Here is a 20353-nt window from a genome sequence, read left to right on the forward strand (position 1 = left end):
GAAGCATGCTTAGAGGTGTTAAATCCAAGATCCCACAAGATACTGAAACAAGTTCAGCACATGATGCGGGATTAGCCTGCCTACCGGCAGGTTCAACTATCTGCTTTGAACGCATTGCTTCGCAATTTTAGAGGTGTTAAATCCAAGATCCCGCCGAAAAAGGCGGGATTAGTTCAACTATCTGTTTTGAATGCATTGCTTCGCAATTTTTCAAAACAGAGTTTCACTAATAAATTTTGCATAAATAAGACCGGTAAATTATAAGTATTATTATTTTTGCAAATAATAAACACGAAACAAATAATGATTTTACCAATAGTAGCCTATGGCGACCCAGTCTTAAAAAAGAAAGGAACAGAGATAACCAAAACGTACCCTGATCTTGATGTTCTTTTAGATAATATGTTTGAGACCATGTATAATGCTTATGGTGTTGGATTGGCGGCACCACAAATAGGATTACCAATTAGACTGTTTTTGGTTGATACAAAGCCTTTTGCCGAAGATGAAGATTTGACTGCGGAAGAACAGAAAGCGTTAAAAGACTTTAAACGGGTTTTTATTAATGCTAAAATAATTAAAGAAGAAGGTGATGAATGGGCTTTTAATGAAGGTTGTTTAAGTATCCCGGATGTTAGGGAAGATGTCTTTAGACAGCCAAAAATAACTGTTGAGTATGTAGATGAAAATTTTGAACCACATACAGAAACTTTTGATGGATTAATAGCTAGAGTTATTCAGCATGAATATGACCATATTGAAGGTATTTTATTTACAGATAAACTTTCCAGTTTAAAAAAACGTTTAATAAAAGGAAGACTGGTTAACATATCTAAGGGTAAGATTAATGTTGATTATAAAATGCGTTTTCCCGATCAAAAAAAGAAGCGATAATATTTGCAAGCAATCAATAAACAGTTGATATTTGCCCTCTCTTTCAAAAATTAATTATGAGTTTAGATAAAGTATTGTCAATAGGAGGAAAACCAGGATTATATAAATTAATAGCACAAACACGAAGTGGTTTTGTTGCAGAATCGTTAATAGATAACAAACGTATATCTGTTAGTGTACAGAATAATGTGAGTGTTTTAAGCGAGATAGCTATTTATACTTTAACAGAAGAAGTGCCCTTAAAGCAAGTTTTTGAAAATATTAAGAAAAAGGAAAATGGCCAACAAGCTTCTGTAAAGCCCAAGGACAGTAAAGATGTGTTGGAAGCGTATTTCTTTGATGTATTGCCTGATTATGATGAAGATAGGGTCTATGCAAGCGATATTAAAAAAGTGATACAGTGGTATAATTTATTGCAAAAATACGATATGCTGAATTTTTCGGATGCTGAAGAAGAAAGCGATACAGCATCCAACGAAGAAGAATAAAATTTAAGACCTCCAAATTGGAGGTTTTTTTATGCTTTTTTGTAAGCTTCATTGGTCTTTCTCGACTGTAAACGAAATGAACTCATCTTGACTTTTTGTATTTAACCGAAATCGAAGATTCATGAACTCCGATTTATGATAATAAGAGTTAAGTGAACTAAAATGAGATGAAATTTGTTCAGATAAGGTACTTTTTGAAAGACATAGCATCGCTACGGATAATAAAAGTAACGAAATATGAACGAATATTAGCCATTTTTTAGGAAATAGAAAAAGTCAAGACGAGTTCAATAACAAAAAAAGAATAAATTAATGAAACCACTTTGGTTTTTCGATGATGTCAATCTTTTCAAGGTGCTTTGCCCCCACAAATTTAAAGCCTACAAAGCAGACCATGATTTTGATACTTACAAAAAGAAAGACTATATCTATTTTGAAGCAGACTCGGCAAACAAAGTATATCTTATAGAAAGGGGTAAAGTCAAAATTGGCTATTATAGTGAAGAAGGAGACGAAGTCATTAAGGCTATTTTAACACGTGGGGACCTATTTGGAGAAACAGCTATACTTGGAGAGTCCAAGCGAGAAGAATTTGCCCAATCAATTGATAATACTACGAGTATTTGCCCCATAGGGGTGGATACTATGCATGATTTAATGCGAAATGATCAAACTTTCAGTTTTAAAGTGTACAAAATAATTGGTTTCAAATTTAAAAAATTGGAAAGACGATTACAGCTGCTCTTATTTAAAGATACCAAAACACGACTTATTGAGTTTTTAGGTGAGCTGTGTGCAGACTATGGATACGATTGTGAAAAAACAGGCGATAAAGTAATTCATCACCCATATACACAAAAAGATATAGCCTCTTTAATAGGAACTTCCAGACCTACATTAAATATACTTTTAAACGAATTAAAGAAGGAAAAAGTGATTCAGTTCTCTGGAAAAAAAATAAGAATCCATAGAAATATTGCTTAATGTTAGATAGCTAACATTTTATAAAATCCGTGTATTATAATTTTGACATATTAAAAACTTAAAAAATTATAATACAATGATCAAAAAAATGTTTACGGCAACAATACTGTCAATAGGTTTATTTGCCAGTTCTTGTAGCAATGATGACGATAATAATACATCAACAGCCAGTTTAACATTGGATTTAGATGGTTTAGAAGCTTTAGGAGACAATTATGTTTATGAAGGTTGGATAATTGTCAATGGCGCCCCGGTTTCAACCGGAACATTTAGTTCGGTTACATTCCCACAATCTTTTACGGTAGATGCCGCCCAATTAGCGAATGCAACAGATTTTGTACTATCAATTGAACCCGCAGGAGAAACTGGGGTTGAAGCTGGGACACCGGCAAAAACAAAATTATTAGCAGGAAGCTTTTCTGGAAGTACAGCGAATGTAAGCACGGGTATTGTAGGTGATTTTAGTAATGCTACAGGTAAGTATATTTTAGCGACCCCTACAGATAATGATGATACAAATGAATCTAGTGGTGTTTGGTTTTTGGATAATACCAATGCACCGCCTCCAGTTGCAGGATTAGATTTACCAACATTGGAAGAAGGATGGAAATATGAAGGATGGGCGGTAATTAATGGCATACCAATAAGTACTGGTACATTTACTAAAGTGGCAGCAACCGATGATGCGGCGCCTTTTAGTGGAAGTGTTGCTTTACCTGCGCCTAATGGGGCAGATGGGTTTTTTCCAGGAGAAGATTTTCTAGAGAATGCACCTAATGGCGTCACATTCCCCACAGACCTAAAAGGAGCAACTATTGTTATTTCTATAGAACCAAGTCCAGATGATAATCCTGCACCGTTTACATTAAAACCATTGGCCCATGTTGTACCAGTGGATGCAGCAAACCATACGGTTATATCTATGGGGGCAGGACCTGTAGTTGCTTTATCTGGAAAAGTGACACGATAAAGAATGAAGTGATTTAAACTACCCAGTCAAGCTGAGCACATGTTTTTAGATTGAAGCGAAAAATAGTAGATTTTTATTCGTTTTGAAGCCTTTTTGCACTTCACAGCAACAGCAGCGTTACGAAGTAATAAAAAGATGAAAAAAGGATGAAAAGGAACATTCCTGCCTGCTGGCGAGGCAGGTTGCAGCCAATTGAATAAAGTTTAAATCACTTCAATATAAAATATTTTTATTTTCGTTATATTTTCGGCATAGTTTCGACATCGAAACTATGCCTTTTAATTCTATATATGTTAAGAAGAAAAAAAATTAGCTTAAAAAATGTTATATACTTAGTTGTTATTGCAGTTTTAATTATTCCACAAACACGGCAGCCTATACAAATCTTGTTACATAAAGGATTGGCACTTTTTGCTCCTTCGGTAATTAAGGATACTAAACAGGCAAGTTTGACCAATTATAATTGGAAACTTAAAAATGGGCAAAGTATATTTAATTTTGAGGAAACCAAGGGGGAAGTCGTTTTAGTAAACTTTTGGGCAACTTGGTGTCCGCCTTGCCTTGCAGAAATGCCAAGTATGCAAGCTCTTTATAATGACTATAGGGATCGTGTTAAATTTGTTTTTGTTTCTAATGAAGATAGCACGGTAACCAACCCATTTTTAAGTGAAAACAATTATACTTTTAAAGTCTATATGCCATTAACCAAGTATCCGGAACCCTTTGATGTGACAAGTATTCCAAGGACTTTTTTAATAGATAAGCAAGGTCATATAGTCATTGATAAACTTGGCGCTGCAAATTGGGATAGTGATACCGTTAGAAAAACTATCGATGCCTTGTTGAAAGGATAAGGTTTCTTTTAAGCTCTAAACGATCCATTATAAATAAATTCAAAAGAATAAGTATAAACGCGTATATAGTATCTTCAATTGGAATGGTGAATAATCTGATATTCAAATTTTCTGAATTATTATACCAAACAACTTCATTTGTAATAAAACTACCAGTTAATATGCCGTTCACTAAAAAGAAGGGAATAAGAATAACTAAAAACGTTATATAGAAACTACTTAATAAATGACTGTTCTTTTTAACGACAATGCTCATTAAAACTACCCCAAGCATAAAATTTATAAAAGTATACCATTTGGTGCTATTATAGATTGAAAGTATTAATAGCAGCAATATAAGTAAGTAGCTTATTGTTTTAGTTACTGCCTGTGATAATTTCAGGTTAGGGAAATAATATAATAATGCATAATGTGTAAAAACACAGGCATAAGGAATACATATAAAAAAAAGCCATTCTTCAATAGGTAAGGAAAATAATTTGATATTTAGAAAATAAGCTTCGTTAAACCCCCAAATACCATTTAAAGTAAAAATAATATCCCAAGGAATAAATATGAGCATACTTATTAGTGTACTTATGAATAAAGATTTCCAGCGTTTATAAAATTTTAATTTAGGATGGAAACTAAATAAAAAGGGAACAGAAATAGACCCGAGGTTTAGTAACAGATATAAATAATCCATCCGTTACTTTTTAAAATATTTAAAGGGAACAAAGAGCATTCCAAAACACTCCCCATCTTCTTTGCCCAGATGTTTATGATGCATTTTATGAGCACGCCTTACACCTTTAGCATACCAGTTGTTGGCATTTCTAAATAATTTAAAACGTTGGTGTATAAAAATATCATGCACCATAAAATAAGACAATCCGTAAGCAAATATCCCCAAACCAATGGGTAAACCAGCCCAAAAGCTAGTATGTTTCCATAGCAAGAAAAAAACAATACTTACAGCGGCATAAAAAATAAAGAAAGCATCGTTTCGCTCAAACCAACTATTATGGTCTTTTTTGTGGTGATCCTTATGTAAGGACCATAGAAAACCATGCATGATATATTTATGCGTAAACCAGGCCATAAATTCCATAAAGCAATAGGTGCCTAAAAAAATCAATATCCAAAACACAGTATGCATGTTATAAAATTACATTAAATTTAATTGATATTTTACGTAGCTACGCATTAAGAGCTCTATTTTTTTAGGATTAGAAACCCTTATTCTGGTATTTTTTATTTGAAGTGCCGGTGTTCTTTTTAATTTTTTTAATAATTGACGATAGTACCTGTAGGCAATAAAAACACCGAATTTAGCTTCTATGGGTAATTTTTTAATGCCATTTAAACCTTTTGCAAAATCTGCTTCAATTTCGTCTATAATGTCCTGTTTTGAATTTTCATCTAAATTGTTTAGATCGGTTTTAGGAAAATAAGTTCTGTTTAAATCATCAAAATCAGTTTTCAGGTCTCTTAAAAAGTTTACTTTTTGAAAAGCTGAGCCTAATGACATGGCAGTATCTTTAAGTGCTTCATATTTAATAGGGTCCCCTTTTACAAAAACCTTTAAGCACATAAGACCCACGACGTCTGCAGATCCATAAATATAGGTTTTGTATTCTTCTTCAGTAAGATATTTGGTTTTGTGTAAATCCATACGCATACTTTTCATAAAAGCATCTACTAAGCTTTTATCTAAATTATATTTATGGAACGTGTGTTGAAATGAGTTGAGTATAGGGTTTAAACTAATTTTATCTTTTAAAGCAAGTTTTAGATCATCTGAAAATTTATTGAAGAGCAGCTCTTTATTGTAATCATGAAAAGAATCAACGATCTCATCAGCAAAACGGACAAATCCGTATATGTTGTAAATATCCATCCTAATAGATTTAGAGAGCATTTTTGTCGCTAATGAAAAAGAAGTGCTGTAAGTCTGTGTCACAAGCTCACTACACTTATAAGAGACCGTATCAAATAATATTTTCATAATCAATCATGGTATTTAGTTACTAAATCGGCTACTAATTTTCCCGATATTAATGAGGGAGGAACACCAGGTCCAGGTACTGTTAGTTGCCCTGTAAAGAATAAGTTTTTAACTTTTCTACTTTTTAATTTAGGCCTTAAAAAGGCAGTTTGCTTTAATGTATTGGCCATTCCGTATGCATTTCCTTTATACGAATTATAGTCATTAATAAAATCGTTGATACAGAAACTCTCTTTAAAGATAACATGTTTTTTTACATTTTGAGAGGTTAAACTTTCAAAACGGACCATGATTTTATTAAAATAGGCAGCTCTTAGTTCTGGAGTATCATCTAGACCAGGAGCTAATGGAATTAAAAATATACCAGCTTCTTTTCCATCGGGAGCAGCGTTTGCATCTGTTTTACTTGGAAAACTAGCATAGAATAAAGGGTTTTCTGGCCATTGTGGGTCATCATAAATAGCTTTGGCATGCCTATCAAAATCCACATCAAAAAATAGGGTGTGGTGATTCACGTTTTTCAGTTTTTTATCAAACCCAACATAAAATAGGAGGGATGAAGGCGCAAATGTTTTTTTGTTCCAGTAATTTTCAGAGTATTGCCTATATGGTTTATCCAAAAGGGATTCAGTATGATGGTAATCGGCGCCACTTACAACCATGTTAGAAGTGTATATTTCCCCATTAGAAATGACACCCTTGTATTCACCATTTTTTACCACAATTTTTTCTATGGGCGACTCGGTCTTAATAACGACCCCTAATTCTTTAGCTAATTTTTCCATAGCTAGAATGACCTGATACATGCCTTTTTTTGGATGAAACGTACCCAAACCAAAATCGGCATAATTCATAAAATTATAAAAAGAAGGGGTGTCACTAGGTTTTGCTCCTAAAAACAAAACTGGAAACTCAAGAATTTTAATGAGCCTTTCATTCTTAAACCTTCTTCTTACATCTCTTTTTATATTGCTAAAAAACTGATTTAACTTTTTAATAGTTGCAGGAGTCACTAATTCTAAAGGGGAGATTCCCGGGTTGTAAACCAAATCTTTAATAGCTATATTGTAGTTGTCTTCTGCCTGTCTTATAAATTTCTTGAGTTGTTTGGAGCTGCCTGTTTCTTCTTTTTCAAAAGCTATGGCTATTTTTTCCAAAGTGTCTTCTATGGTTATAAAGTCGTTTTTCCCAAAATAAACACGATAAGCAGGATTTAATTTTTCTAAGGAATAATAATCTTGGGGAGATTTATTGAAGTCTGAAAAAAAGCGCTCAAATACATCGGGCATCCAGTACCACGTTGGCCCTATGTCAAAAGTAAAGCCTTCTTTAATGAGCTGCCTTGCTCTGCCCCCAATAGTTTTGTTCTTTTCAAAAACGGTGACTTTATAACCGGCTTGAGCTAGGTAACATGAAGCTGCCAAAGAAGAAAACCCTGAACCTATTATATTTATTGATAAACCCATATTGTTTAACGAATATAGTTAAAAGTTAAACAAAATAAAAATATTTATAAACCTTTAATCAAATCTTGAATAGTATTATAGATCTTCACTTTTTTAGGAAGGCCTTCAATACTTATATTGGATAGCTTTTTCCCTAATAATAAAAGCTTGGTATTTTCTTTATTTAGTAATAGCTCATTAAATCTATTAATATAGCCTGGGATGTCTTGTGCTTGAGGGGATACCGTAAAGTATGATATAAAGGTGATATCCTCAAAGAAGCCTAGCAGATCCGTAAGGTTTTCCATAGGAACACTTCCGCCTAGAAAAATAGTATGATATCCTTTGCTTCTTAGTTGATAATTAATAAATAATAGTCCAATATCATGAATTTCGTTATCGGGTAAAAATAAAACAAAGGTTTTAGAGGCAGGTTTGGGCTCTAAAATTTGTAACCTCTCAATATTTAAGAGTATTTTTTGTTTAATATGGATAGATAAAAAATGCTCATGGGCAGGCGTAATGGTATTTGTTTGCCACAAAAGGCCTATGTCATTTAAGAGCGGTAAAAAAACGGTATAGAAAACCTCGCTGAAAGATTTATTTTTCAGTAAATGATTATATGTGCTGTAAAATAGTGCCTGGTCAAAGTTTATCATGGCCATTTTTAATGCATTAATGGCGTGATCTTCGATTTTGGCTCTTGAGGCTATTTCTTTAACCTTGATAGGTATTTCATCTTCTTTAAGATTAGCAATTTTCGAGATTTTTAATCCGTTGTTATTTAAGTAAGATATATTTAATAACTTTTGAAAACTGGCTAAACTATAATTTCTAATATTAGTATCGGTTCTGTTTGGGCTTAGTAAATTATAACGTTTTTCCCAAATTCGTATCGTGTGGGCTTTGATGCCCGTAAGATTCTCTAAGTCCTTAATACTAAAGTTAACCCGAATATTGTTCATCAATATTTCATTTAAGTTAAACAAAAGTATGTAAATTAATCGATAAAGCTGGGAACTGGGTGAAAAACTAATCTAAATACTTGTGTAAAATTTTGAGTAAATTTTTAATGGTTTTAATGTGTTGTATACCTGTGGTTTATCTCTTGCAATCACGTAACTACAAAAATCGTTACCAGGTATTACCGGTACTTATCCACTAGAAATAACGAAAGACGTGGCGGAGCTTTAAGTAATGATATAAAAATTTAATATAAACTTATGACTTTATAAATATGAATTAAATATAAACCTGTATGTTTATATAATAATGCTAAATATCATTGAAATAGTTTCAGTCTTTAAAGTTTGGTCTGTGTATTGGTCATTCCAAAACAGTAACCAAAACTTACCGAAATGGTAATCAAAAGTGACCGAAATGGAATTGCTTTTTTCATGTCTTAAATGGAATGCAGACCTTGTTCTAAATTCGTTAAAGTTGTCACTTTTGGTAACGCTATAGTGAAGCTTTTAAGGATTATGGATAAGTGAATTGATTGACGTGAAATACTGAAAACACCTATAAATACTGGTGTTTTTAGAACGAGAGACGAGATGTCCTTTTCTGAACTAGAGAAAATATATAGATTGTGAAATTGAATTATAAAAAAAGATAAGAGAATTTGAATTAGACATGTATAACCTTAAACTAGCAGCTTAGTCATTCAACTATTTGTCCAGTTTTTTGTTGCAAGTCCAAGTGTGAGTGAGAAATATAAATGGGATATTATCTGTCGCAACCTATATAAATAACAGGTTTTAATGACCTTTCGACTTTAGTTTATCTTGAGCACCCGCCTGCCGGACGGGCAGGAAGACGAAAGGCTCAAGGCGATAAATCGCATTATTAGTGAATTTATTGTTAAAAACACCCTTGCCTGCCTGTCGGCAGACAGGTTTTAAATCGAACTCACGTTAAAATATTATAAGCATATGGAAATAATACGTTTCGGTAATTTTTCAATTGTAAATTTTTTAAGTTTTATTGAAAAGACAAATGAATGGATAAAAACGTGACATTTCTGGTTGATAACATGTTTTTATTGATCCTTATCAGGCTTATTCTTTAATTCGATCGAGGAAGATACAAAAAGAAAAAGGTAATATAGCGTGAAGTTAAGAAGTAGTCTGGTAATTATTTGTGCGCACGAGAAGATTCGAACTTCCACATCCTAAACGGATACTGGCCCCTCAAGCCAGCGCGTCTACCAATTCCGCCACGTGCGCATAAGTGTACTTCGCAAAAATAGAAAAAGTTAAGTCATGTTGTTTAACTTGTTCTTAGTGACTGGGCAGGGCTCGAACTCATAGCTCTAACACTAGCAGCAGTCAGGTAAGATTAACACATTCTCACAATTGTTGTTGACAAATTGTGAGCTTTACTTCATTATAAATATGCTAAATTAATTTTGCAGGTACAAATATGAAATTTTAATCTTATTTATACTAAAATATATTTAGTTTTTTATTAGTGAAACTCTGTTTTGAAAAGTTGCGAAGCAAAGCATTCAAAACAGCTAGTTGAACTAATCCCGCTTTTTTCAGCGGGATCTTAGAATAAACACCCAGATCCTTGGATTTAGCTTTTTATTGATCCATGTTTACAGCATAAGAAAAGTTGCGAAGCAAAGCATTCAAAACAGCTAGTTGAACTAATCCCGCTTTTTTCAGCGGGATCTTAGAATAAACACCCAGATCCTTGGATTTAGCTTTTTATTGATCCATGTTTACAGCATAAGAAAAGTTGCGAAGCAAAGCATTCAAAACAGCTAGTTGAACTAATCCCGCTTTTTTCAGCGGGATCTTAGAATAAACACCCAGATCCTTGGATTTAGCTTTTTATTGATCCATGTTTACAGCATAAGAAAGGTTGCGAAGTTAACCCTCTATTTTTTATACATTATTGGTACAGTTTTTTAAATCTGCTCAATCTCTTGATGAATTTTTCTTTTAGAGTTCTCAAAAATTTCACCACCAAACTCTTCATTGTCTAAAGAGATCGTTGAAATGTCTTTTATTCCCATTATTCCAAATACGAATTTTAAATAGGTTGTTTGAAAGTTCATATGTTCATTTTTTTCGTTTTCTCCATAACCTGTATCTCCTCTACTTGATAAAATGAACATTTTTTTGTCTTTAAGAAGTCCAACGTAATCTCCATCGGGTACACCTGAACGGAATTTCCAAGTTTCATTAATTCGCATAAGTTGATCTATATATGATTTTAGACCACTTGGAATTGACCAGTTGTACATGGGGGTCCCGATAACGTAGATATCATGCTCTTTAAATTCTTTTATCAACTTGTTGCTAAATTCAACACCCATTTGATTTACTTCTGTTCTGTCCTTTGGCTTGACAAAAGCACTTGCAATCCATTCTTCGTTTATAGATGGAATTTTCTTTAGTCCTACTTCTCGGTAAGAGAAAGTGTCGGTTGGATTTTTCTTTTGCCAGTTTTCCACAAATAGTTGAGTTAGTTTACGGCTATACGATTTTTCGTTTCTAACACTAGCATTAATAATTAGTACTTTGTTCATATTTTTTTGATTTTGAATTATGAAGCAAAGTTCGTTTTCAGAAAAGAGAAAAAAATTGACCTAGTTCAAGATGTCCTAGTTTTTTTGCGAATTCTGCTCAAAAATTCGGCAGTGATTCCCAGATAGGAAGCGATTAGATAGTTTGGTACTTTATTGGCAATTTTTGGGTATTTTTCTATAAAATCGAAATAGCGTTGCTCCGCATCAAGAACATGGTTCAAAACGATTCTTCTTTGTAGACTGCCGAGATAATTTTCGAGGATTATTCTAAAAAAACGTTCAAGTTTTGGAACTTTCCTTAACATTTCTTGAAAAGAATCGTAGTGGATTTGTAGTAATATGGTTTTTTCGATGGCTTGAATGTTGTAAATCGAAGGTTTTTGTTTTTGAAAACTATCTATATCCGTAGCCCACCAATTTTCGATCGCAAAATATACGATTTCCTCTTTCCCTGTTTCGGAATTTATGTAAAAAGCCTTTAATGTCCCGCTAACAACGAAATTGTCGGTTTTGCAAGTTTCTCCGTTTCTTAACAAATAGTCTCCCTTTTCAAGGGTTTTCTCAATCCAAAATGTTTCGATTAAATTTTCTTCTTCCGAATTTAACTTTACATACTTTGAAATTGATTTGATTAACGGTTTTTTCATTCAAATTGTTGGCAATGTCCGCGCTAGCCATGCGCTGTTTAGTGGAGTGAAAATAGGGAAACTATTTCATATAGGAAAATGGCGTATAGCTAACTGTTCTACGGCGCCCTCACCGCAGGATTTTTATTCCATTTTTAAATGTTGCTTGAAATAGACAAAATGATACTCAATAACGTGAGTTCGGTGCAAGCATAATATTATTGATCTGACTATCAATAATTTAGTCATGGTTGTCAGGTTGAGTACTTCGGTAAACTCAGCACAGGCTCTGTCGAAACCCATTTAAATAGCTAGTTTTAATGACCTTTCGACTTTAGTTTATCTTGAGCGAAGACGAAAGGCTCAAGGCGACAAATCGCTTTATTAGTGAATTTATTGTTAAAAATTCCCTTGCCTGCCTGTCGGCAGACAGGTTTTAAATCGAACTCACGTTCAATAGATTCTGTCCAATATTCAGTGTTGTGTTCTCCTGGTTGAATAGAAAATCTTATCGGCAGTTTTTTTTGATAAAGTCAATTCTTTAATTTTTAAGGTGCTTGAAAGCAAAGGGTCTTTTAAACCACAATCAATAAATAATACCAATTATTATTTAAAATGAGCTATAAATAATTCAAATTTATTATCAATCATTTTAAAATTCATTTGGTATTATGCAATAAAGCTGAGGGGATTTTTTTTGATGTTTGACTGAGTTCAAACGTTATCCGTCTAAATTTATTTTATTTCAAGCTAAAATTATGAATTTTTATATAGTAGAGATAGGTTAAATAGTTTTTAATGGAGAAAAAGTACTTATACCTTTTAGTCATAGTTGTAATATTGGGTTGCTCTAAAAAAGGAGATAAACCAAATAAAGAAAATGAATCATTCGATTTAACAGCGCAAGTAGACCCTTTTATTGGTACAGGGGGGGATGGACATACCTATCCAGGAGCAACGGTTCCTTTTGGCATGTTACAAGTGAGCCCTGTAAACGGAATTAGCTCATGGGGTTGGTGCTCTGGTTACCATTATTCAGATTCTATTGCCATAGGGTTTTCCCATTTAAATTTAAGTGGAACTGGGATTGGTGATTTGTTAGATATATTGTTTATGCCTATTAATAAAGAAGTAGATTTATCGGTACGCCCTAAATCTCGCGATAGCTTACCTTATAAATCTTCTTATAGTCATAAAAAGGAAAGTGCCTCTCCTGGTTATTATCACATGTTTCTTAAAGATCATAACATTCATGTAGAACTTACAACATCACAGCGTACGGCATCTCATAAATACACATTTGCTAAAGGAGATGAACAAGCTGTTGTGGTTGATCTTGGGTTTGAGATAAACTGGGATAGAGTACAAAGATCGTCTCTAACTATTGAAGATGCACATACCATTAGTGGTTATCGTTTTAGTAATGGGTGGGCAAAAAATGAGAAAGTATTTTTTGTTGCCAAATTTTCTAAACCCATTGCAAAGCACCATCTTTTTGCGGATGGGATCAAGAGTGAAAAAAATGATGTAGAAGGGAAAAGGGCAGCATTGCAATTATTTTTTAAAGTTAATGATACAGACGAACTACAGGTAAAAGTAGCTTTGTCGTCTGTTAGTGTAAATAATGCTAAAGAAAACCTAGAAGCAGGAGCATTTAATTTTGAAACAACAAAAGAAGAAGCCAAAAAGAACTGGAACAAGGCTCTATCGAACATCATCGTTGAAACACCTATAGATTCCTTAAAAACAATATTTTATACCGCATTATACCATTCACAATTGGCTCCAGTTACTTTTAGTGATAAAAATGGGCAATTTAGAATGGAAAATGATAGTATTGTAAGGGCCCAAAATTATACGACGTATTCAACCTTATCCCTTTGGGATACCTTTAGGGGCGAGCAACCATTACTTACATTAATAGCACCAGATAAGGTTTCGGATATCATTAACAGTATGTTGGCATATTACGAAATTAAAAAGAGACTCCCTGTTTGGATACTGTATGGTAATGAAACTAATACAATGACAGGGTATCATTCTATTTCAGTTATAGTTGAAGCTTATTTAAAAGGGATCAAGGGATTTGATGCGGAAAAGGCTTATGAAACTATGAAATCGACGATGATGCAGGATGAGCGCGGATTAAACCATTATAAAAAATACGGATACATTCCCTATAACCTGTTAGATGAATCTGTATCCATTACTTTAGAATATGCATATAACGATTGGTGTGTAGCGCAAATGGCAAAAGCTTTGGGAAAGGAAGAAGATTATACGTTTTTCTTAAACCGCTCAAAAGCCTATCAATATTTATTTGATAATAAAACAGGTTTTATGCGCGGAAAAAATGAGAACGGAAAACAATGGAATGAACCTTTTGACCCCAAATATTCTAATCATAGAAAGCATACAGATTACACAGAAGGCAATGCATGGCAACATAGTTGGTTCGTACCTCATGCCATCGAAGATTTTATTTCGCTCCACGGAGGTCATGACACATTCACTAATAAATTGGAACAGCTCTTTACGGAAAGTTCAGAAATTACCGGTGATAATACATCTGCGGATATATCTGGTTTAATAGGGCAATATGCACATGGTAACGAACCTAGTCACCACATAGCTTATTTATTTAATTGTGCGAACAAACCATGGAGAACACAATATTGGGCTAGAAAAATAATGGATACACAATACAACACAACGCCAAATGGATTAAGTGGTAACGAAGATTGTGGTCAAATGTCTGCCTGGTATGTCTTAAGTTCTATAGGTTTGTATCCATTAAACCCGGCATCGACCATGTACCAAATAGGAAGTCCTCTATTTGAAAAGGTAACGATCAATCTTCCAGAAGGAAAATCTTTTGTGATCGTAGCAGAAAATGTTTCAGATAAAAACATATATATCCAATCGGCGACCCTAAATAACCAAATATTCAATAAAACCTCTATATCACATCAAACCCTTATAAAAGGGGGCGAATTGCATTTTGTTATGGGACCTGAGCCCAACAAGGATTGGGGTGTCATTAAAAATACAGAAGAGTAATGGACAGTATAGATGTGTCAATAATAATAGTCTATGTTATTTTAACATTAGCTATAGGTATATGGGTTTCAAAAAGAGCTTCAAAAGGGCTGGATTCTTATTTTCTTGGAGGTAAAACTATTAAATGGTATTATTTAGGACTAAGTAATGGGTCTGGTATGTTCGATGTTTCAGGGACTGCTTGGATGGTGGGCATACTATTTCTTTACGGCGTTAAGAGCTTTATGTTTATGTGGCTATGGCCAATTTGGAATCAGATCTTTATTATGATGTTTTTGGCCGTTTGGATCAGGCGATCGAATATCATGACGGGCTCAGAATGGATTTTAACGCGTTTTGGAGATGCTAAGGACGGTAGAGCTTCACATATTATTGTAGCGGTTTTTGCCATAGTTGCTGCTATTGGGTTTATTGCCTACTTTTTTGAAGGAGTCGGAAAATTTATGACTATAATATTACCATGGGATTTGGCCCTTGAGTTTAATAATATGCACGTACTGACTTCTGAGCAATCTTATGCACTTATTATTATATTCCTAACAACTGTTTACACGGTAAAAGGAGGAATGTTTTCTGTGGTGGCAACCGAAGTGTTACAATATGCCATTATGGTTATTGCTGGCCTTTTAGTAGCTGTTTATGCTTTTGTTACGGTTTCGGATATTGAGATAGCTAATGTTATTTCTGAAGAATGGAAAAACGTTTTCTTCGATTGGGAATTAGGTAAACATTGGAGCGAAAAATACTTAGCCTTTGATAATTTAATTAACGCAGAAGGTTTTAAAATGTTTGGTGCCTTTATTGGGATGTCACTTTTTAAAGGTTTTTTTGGAAGTATTGCAGGACCTACGCCAAGCTTTGATTTACAAAGAATTCTTTCTACAAAAACAGTAAAAGAAGCTGCATATATGAGCGGTTTTACAAACCTCATTCTTTTTATTCCCAGATATCTATTAATTTCTGGAATTGTTGTTATTGCTTTAGTTACTTTAAGCCCCGAAATGAATAGTAATCCCCTTTTAAATGGCAATGATTTAGAAATTCTATTACCAAAAGTGATTAACTTTCACATTCCAGTAGGTATTAAAGGGCTTTTGTTGGCAGGACTATTAGCTGCTTTTATGAGTACATTTTCAGCTTTTGTTAATGCTGGACCTGCATATATAGTAAACGACATATACAAGAAATATTTTAAGCCACAGGCAGAGAACAAACACTATATTAAAGTAAGCCATCTGGCATCCTTTATAATTGTTGCCCTTGGGGTTTTTATGGGCTTCCTTGCCGACTCAATAAATTCATTGACACTATGGATTACAAGTGCTCTTTTTGGAGGTTACGTTGCTGCTAATTTTTTAAAATGGATTTGGTGGCGTTTTAATGGATGGGGATATTTTTGGGGAATGCTATCAGGTTTAATTGTAGCTACTTTACAGTTTGTATTGGATCAGAACAAAGGCGATTTTGAAGAGGGATCCATATTATATGATTTATGCAATGTACATGCTATTTATTTATTTCCTATTATATTTTCTGTATCGCTTATAGGATCATTTTTAGGAACATTTTTAACCCAGCCAACATCTATGGAAGTATTAAAATCCTTTTATAAAGATGTACGCCCATGGGGATGGTGGCATCCCGTATTTAAAGAATTGAAAAATGAAGACAAGACCTTTACCAAAAACAAAGGGTTTGCTTTAGATATGTTAAACTGTGCGGTTGGTATTATATGGCAATCCAGTATGATTGTTTTACCAATTTATTTTATGATTAGGGATTATCCAAAAACATTAATAGCCCTTGCAGTATTTATAATTACATCTGTTATACTTAAATTTACATGGCTAGATAAAGTAAAAAAGCTACAGAATTAGAATCATAAAATTTGATGAAGTGCGTACAATTCCTTGGCAGAATAGACGGATAAGTAGCAAAGAAACTATTTGGAACTGCTCAGCAATGATCAATAAGTAGCTTCTGCTCGTGTTAAAAAAAGGTTTTTATTAGCGATGTAGCCTTTTGACAACGTGTTTGTTGGAGTTTTTAGATATAATAATTATAGTACAGTGAAAATAAATATGTTTGCAGGATTTAGCAAAAATAGTATAGATTGGAAGTGCAGATACCGTTGTTGTTCTGGTATTCAGAAGATAGATTGGAATCATTCAATTTACAAAAGATAATTGTTTATAAGTATTGAAATTTAGCATTATGAAATTTAATTTTTTTCTCACCTTTATGTATTGTTTTTCTATAATTGGTTGTGCGCAAACAAAAAAAGAAATAACTCCCCAAACGTATGTGGCCCATAAAATCACAGAAACTATAACTATAGATGGCCAAGCAAACGAACCTGCTTGGGAAAAAGCAAAATGGACTCGTGATTTTATTGATATTGAAGGAGATAAAACACCCAAATACACCACCAATGTAAAAATGCTTTGGGATGAAAATTATTATTACATTCTGGTAAAAATGGAAGAACCGCATGTTTGGGCAGATATAAAACTGCATGACGAAATCATTTTTTATAATAATGACTTTGAAATTTTTATAGACCCCGATGGAGATACACATAACTATTACGAATTAGAAATAAATGCCCTAAATACAGCCTGGGACTTATTTATAGGCAAACCTTATAGAGAGCAAAATAACCCCGTGTTAAATGATTGGGATTATAAAGGGTTGAAATCGGCAGTAAGTGTTGATGGCACTTTAAATGATCCCAATGATACAGATAAAGGTTGGACACTCGAGATAGCGCTTCCTTTTAAAGACTTAAGAACAGCATACCACCAAGATAATGTACCAAGAAACCAGTTTTGGCGTGTGAATTTTTCGAGAGTAAACTGGCAACACGATATTAACCATGGGGCTTACTCTAGAAAAAAAGGAAAAGACGGTAAGTTTTTACCCGAATATAATTGGGTGTGGTCGCCAATGGGAGTCATTAATATGCACGAACCAGAAAAATGGGGCTATGTGTATTTTTCTTCAAATACCGTTGGTGATGATACATTTACAATACCGCAAGACGAAAAAATAAAATGGAAATTATATACGCTGTATAGGGCTCAAAAAGCATACTACGCGAAACATGGAGGGTATGCCACAAGTATTGATAGTTTAAACGCTTCGGCAATAATTATAGATGACAAAAAATTAGAACTAAAACTAGAGAATCATAGTATGGGCTACAATATTACCGTAAAGAGCCCTTTTTCAAATAAAATCTTAAACCTTAAAGAAGATGGTAAATTTATTTCAAAATAGATCAATAATGAAGACAAATCACATACTCCTTTTAGTATTGCTTTTAAGTTTTATGGCTTGCAATCAGAAAAAAGAAGAAAACAACAATGCTCAAATAACCCAAATAGAACCTGTAAAAGAAGTTTTTAGATTTGGTACTTGGATAACATCCCAAAAAGAGAAATCGAATGAAGATTATGCCTCAGAATTTGAAAAGTACAGCCATGCTGGAATAGATGAAATCTTAATAAACACAGGAACAGATCCAAAAGAGTTAGAGCGTTTAGTACCAATAGCCGCTAAGGCAGGTTTAAAAGTCCATGCGTGGATTATGGCCATGAATCGTCCCGGAGACACTGTGGCTTTAAAACATCCAGAATGGTATGTTGTAAGTAGAGAAGGGAAATCGTGTTTCGATACTAGGCCCTATGTAGATTATTACCAATGGTTATGTCCAACAAGAGAAGCATCCCGTAACCATGTTTTAAGCTTGGTTGAAGGCTTGGCTAAAGTGGAAGGCATTGAGAGTGTACATTTGGATTATATCCGTTTTCCGGATATCTTTTTACCTATTGGTTTATTACCAAAATATGACTTAGAGCAAGATACAGAGATGGCAGAATTCGATTTTTGCTATTGCGATGCATGTATTGGTGCGTTCGAAAAAATACATCATAAAAATCCTAAAGAGAGCAAAAATACTGCGCTTGATATGGAATGGAAAAATTTTAGGCTAAATGCCATAAAGTCTGTAGTGGATGATGCCTATAAAATAGTTACTAACCACAATAAAAAATTAACTGCTGCGGTATTTCCTTATCCAGAAATGGCAGACCATATGGTACGTCAGCGTTGGGACAAATGGACCATAGATGAAGTATATCCTATGATATATCACGGTTTTTATAACGAAGAAATCGATTGGATTGGATATGCTACCAGCCAAGGGGTCAATGATGTAAAAGCTAAAGATATTGATATCAATACAGGTGTTTATTTACCGCCTTTTAAATCGACTGCAGAATTGAAGCAAGCCATATTATTGGCTAAAGAAAATGGTGCCAAAGGCGTTACGTTTTTTGACGGTCCCGCTTTAACCGATGATTATTTACAAGTTATAAAAGAAACCAAGGCGTCATTTAAATGAGTTCAATGACTATATCAAAGCATACTAATAAAAATCAAACTTATGTCAGATAGAAGGAGTTTTATAAAAAAAGCAGCTTTAGGTACCATTGGAGTTAGTACTGTGGTGGGGTGCAATCAGGTTACCAAAGAAGCCCCTCAAGAAAAGAATAAAGTAAGCCATCAAGCAGGCGTTAAACCTCTAATTATTTCTACATGGAAACATGGGTTGCCTGCTAATGAAGAAGCTTGGAGGTTTCTAAAAAAGGGAAGTTCGGCACTAGATGCTGTTGAGGCAGGCGTGAAAATACCAGAGGCCGACCCTAAGGAACGTAGTGTAGGTTATGGAGGTTTACCGGATAGAGAAGGCAAAGTGACTTTAGATGCCTGTATTATGAATCATCATAGTGACTGTGGCTCTGTTTCCTTCTTACAAGGTATCAAGCACCCAATATCTGTTGCTAAAAAAGTATTGGAAGAGACGCCTCATGTTATGTTATCCGGTAAAGGAGCTTTGGATTTTGCTTTATCAAAGGGGTTTAAAGAAGAGAACCTTTTAACGCCAGAATCTGAAAAGGATTGGAAAAAATGGTTAGAGGAATCGAAGTATAAACCAGTAATAAATATCGAAAATCATGATACCATAAGTATGTTGATTTTAGATGAAAGCGGAAATTTAACAGGAGCATGTACTACCAGTGGTGCCGCATGGAAAATGCACGGTCGTGTTGGCGATTCCCCCATTATTGGAGCGGGTCTGTTTTTAGATAATGAAGTAGGTGCAGCAGCAGCAACGGGCTTAGGGGAAGCTGTTATTAGAACAGCTGGAAGTGCTATGGTTGTTGAACAAATGAGATTAGGAAAATCTCCTGCTGAGGCATGTAAGGAGATTGTAGAACGAATCTACAACAAGCATAAAAACCATAAGGATATGGCCTATTTACAAGTGGGGTTTATTGCCGTTAATAAACAAGGTAAATATGGGGGATACAGTTTGCGTTCAGGCTTTAATTACGCTGTTTGCGATGATGAAAAAGGGCATAGAATGGAAGATGCACCATTTAAAATGACCTGGGATAGTTAAAATAGTGAAAACCTTCAAATAAATACGTGAAAGTATT

General features: G+C 34.0%; 17 protein-coding genes and 1 tRNA gene. 10 read left to right on the plus strand and 8 right to left on the minus strand.

What is annotated here, in order from left to right:
• The first annotated feature begins 303 nt into the window (after nucleotides 1-303).
• The 5 genes from def to PQO00_RS03235 all read left to right on the plus strand — a co-directional run bounded on the left by def (nucleotide 304) and on the right by PQO00_RS03235 (nucleotide 4190).
• Nucleotides 304-894: a peptide deformylase gene (gene def / locus PQO00_RS03215; protein WP_274183392.1), complete on the plus strand. Its 591-nt coding sequence runs from the start codon at nucleotides 304-306 to the stop codon at nucleotides 892-894.
• Nucleotides 895-950: 56 nt separating this feature from the next.
• Nucleotides 951-1382 (plus strand): DUF5606 domain-containing protein, encoded by a 432-nt coding sequence (locus PQO00_RS03220; protein WP_274183393.1) that lies wholly within the window; start codon nucleotides 951-953, stop codon nucleotides 1380-1382.
• A gap of 312 nt (nucleotides 1383-1694) precedes the next feature.
• Nucleotides 1695-2366, plus strand: a complete 672-nt coding sequence (locus PQO00_RS03225) for a Crp/Fnr family transcriptional regulator (protein ID WP_274183394.1) — start codon at nucleotides 1695-1697, stop codon at nucleotides 2364-2366.
• 76 nt (nucleotides 2367-2442) lie between these two features.
• On the plus strand, nucleotides 2443-3336 hold the full coding sequence (locus tag PQO00_RS03230) for an anti-sigma factor (RefSeq protein WP_274183395.1): 894 nt from the start codon (nucleotides 2443-2445) through the stop codon (nucleotides 3334-3336).
• Between the two features lie 290 nt (nucleotides 3337-3626).
• Nucleotides 3627-4190, plus strand: a complete 564-nt coding sequence (locus PQO00_RS03235; protein ID WP_274183396.1) for a TlpA disulfide reductase family protein — start codon at nucleotides 3627-3629, stop codon at nucleotides 4188-4190.
• Here PQO00_RS03235 and PQO00_RS03240 read toward each other — a convergent pair.
• The 8 genes from PQO00_RS03240 to PQO00_RS03275 form a co-directional block, all read right to left on the minus strand.
• Complete coding sequence (locus PQO00_RS03240) at nucleotides 4165-4875, minus strand: lycopene cyclase domain-containing protein (RefSeq protein WP_274183397.1); 711 nt, start codon at nucleotides 4873-4875, stop codon at nucleotides 4165-4167. The two genes, PQO00_RS03235 and PQO00_RS03240, sit on opposite strands and share 26 nt — an antisense overlap.
• Nucleotides 4876-4878: 3 nt before the next feature.
• Nucleotides 4879-5328: a sterol desaturase family protein gene (locus PQO00_RS03245; protein WP_274183398.1), complete on the minus strand. Its 450-nt coding sequence runs from the start codon at nucleotides 5326-5328 to the stop codon at nucleotides 4879-4881.
• A 9-nt stretch (nucleotides 5329-5337) separates the two neighbouring features.
• Nucleotides 5338-6177, minus strand: coding sequence for a phytoene/squalene synthase family protein (locus PQO00_RS03250; RefSeq protein ID WP_274183399.1), 840 nt, complete (start codon nucleotides 6175-6177; stop codon nucleotides 5338-5340).
• 2 nt (nucleotides 6178-6179) lie between these two features.
• The gene (locus tag PQO00_RS03255) at nucleotides 6180-7643 is read right to left on the minus strand and encodes an NAD(P)/FAD-dependent oxidoreductase (RefSeq protein ID WP_274183400.1); all 1464 of its coding nucleotides are present in this window, start codon (nucleotides 7641-7643) and stop codon (nucleotides 6180-6182) included.
• 44 nt (nucleotides 7644-7687) lie between these two features.
• The gene (locus PQO00_RS03260; protein ID WP_274183401.1) at nucleotides 7688-8587 is read right to left on the minus strand and encodes a MerR family transcriptional regulator; all 900 of its coding nucleotides are present in this window, start codon (nucleotides 8585-8587) and stop codon (nucleotides 7688-7690) included.
• 1178 nt (nucleotides 8588-9765) lie between these two features.
• Nucleotides 9766-9850: transfer RNA gene (locus PQO00_RS03265), tRNA-Leu, on the minus strand.
• A 689-nt stretch (nucleotides 9851-10539) separates the two neighbouring features.
• Nucleotides 10540-11163, minus strand: coding sequence for an FMN-dependent NADH-azoreductase (locus PQO00_RS03270; protein ID WP_274183402.1), 624 nt, complete (start codon nucleotides 11161-11163; stop codon nucleotides 10540-10542).
• Nucleotides 11164-11228: 65 nt separating this feature from the next.
• Nucleotides 11229-11810 carry a Crp/Fnr family transcriptional regulator gene (locus PQO00_RS03275; protein ID WP_274183403.1) on the minus strand — a complete coding sequence of 194 codons (582 nt, stop codon included), beginning with the start codon at nucleotides 11808-11810 and terminating at the stop codon, nucleotides 11229-11231.
• Between the two features lie 777 nt (nucleotides 11811-12587).
• Here PQO00_RS03275 and PQO00_RS03280 point away from each other — a divergent pair.
• From PQO00_RS03280 to PQO00_RS03300, 5 genes are all read left to right on the plus strand, one after another.
• The gene (locus tag PQO00_RS03280; RefSeq protein WP_274183404.1) at nucleotides 12588-14849 is read left to right on the plus strand and encodes a GH92 family glycosyl hydrolase; all 2262 of its coding nucleotides are present in this window, start codon (nucleotides 12588-12590) and stop codon (nucleotides 14847-14849) included.
• Nucleotides 14849-16726: a sodium:solute symporter family protein gene (locus PQO00_RS03285; protein WP_274183405.1), complete on the plus strand. Its 1878-nt coding sequence runs from the start codon at nucleotides 14849-14851 to the stop codon at nucleotides 16724-16726. Before PQO00_RS03280 ends, PQO00_RS03285 begins: the two co-directional genes overlap by 1 nt.
• A gap of 337 nt (nucleotides 16727-17063) precedes the next feature.
• Complete coding sequence (locus tag PQO00_RS03290) at nucleotides 17064-18128, plus strand: carbohydrate-binding family 9-like protein (RefSeq protein ID WP_274183406.1); 1065 nt, start codon at nucleotides 17064-17066, stop codon at nucleotides 18126-18128.
• 7 nt (nucleotides 18129-18135) lie between these two features.
• A complete protein-coding gene (locus PQO00_RS03295) occupies nucleotides 18136-19254 on the plus strand; it encodes a putative glycoside hydrolase (protein ID WP_274183407.1) in 1119 nt (372 codons plus the stop codon).
• A gap of 42 nt (nucleotides 19255-19296) precedes the next feature.
• Complete coding sequence (locus tag PQO00_RS03300; RefSeq protein ID WP_274183408.1) at nucleotides 19297-20316, plus strand: isoaspartyl peptidase/L-asparaginase family protein; 1020 nt, start codon at nucleotides 19297-19299, stop codon at nucleotides 20314-20316.
• Nucleotides 20317-20353: the final 37 nt, after the last annotated feature.

Origin of the sequence: Flavivirga sp. 57AJ16, from assembly GCF_028736925.1 — a bacterium.
GTDB lineage: Bacteria > Bacteroidota > Bacteroidia > Flavobacteriales > Flavobacteriaceae > Flavivirga.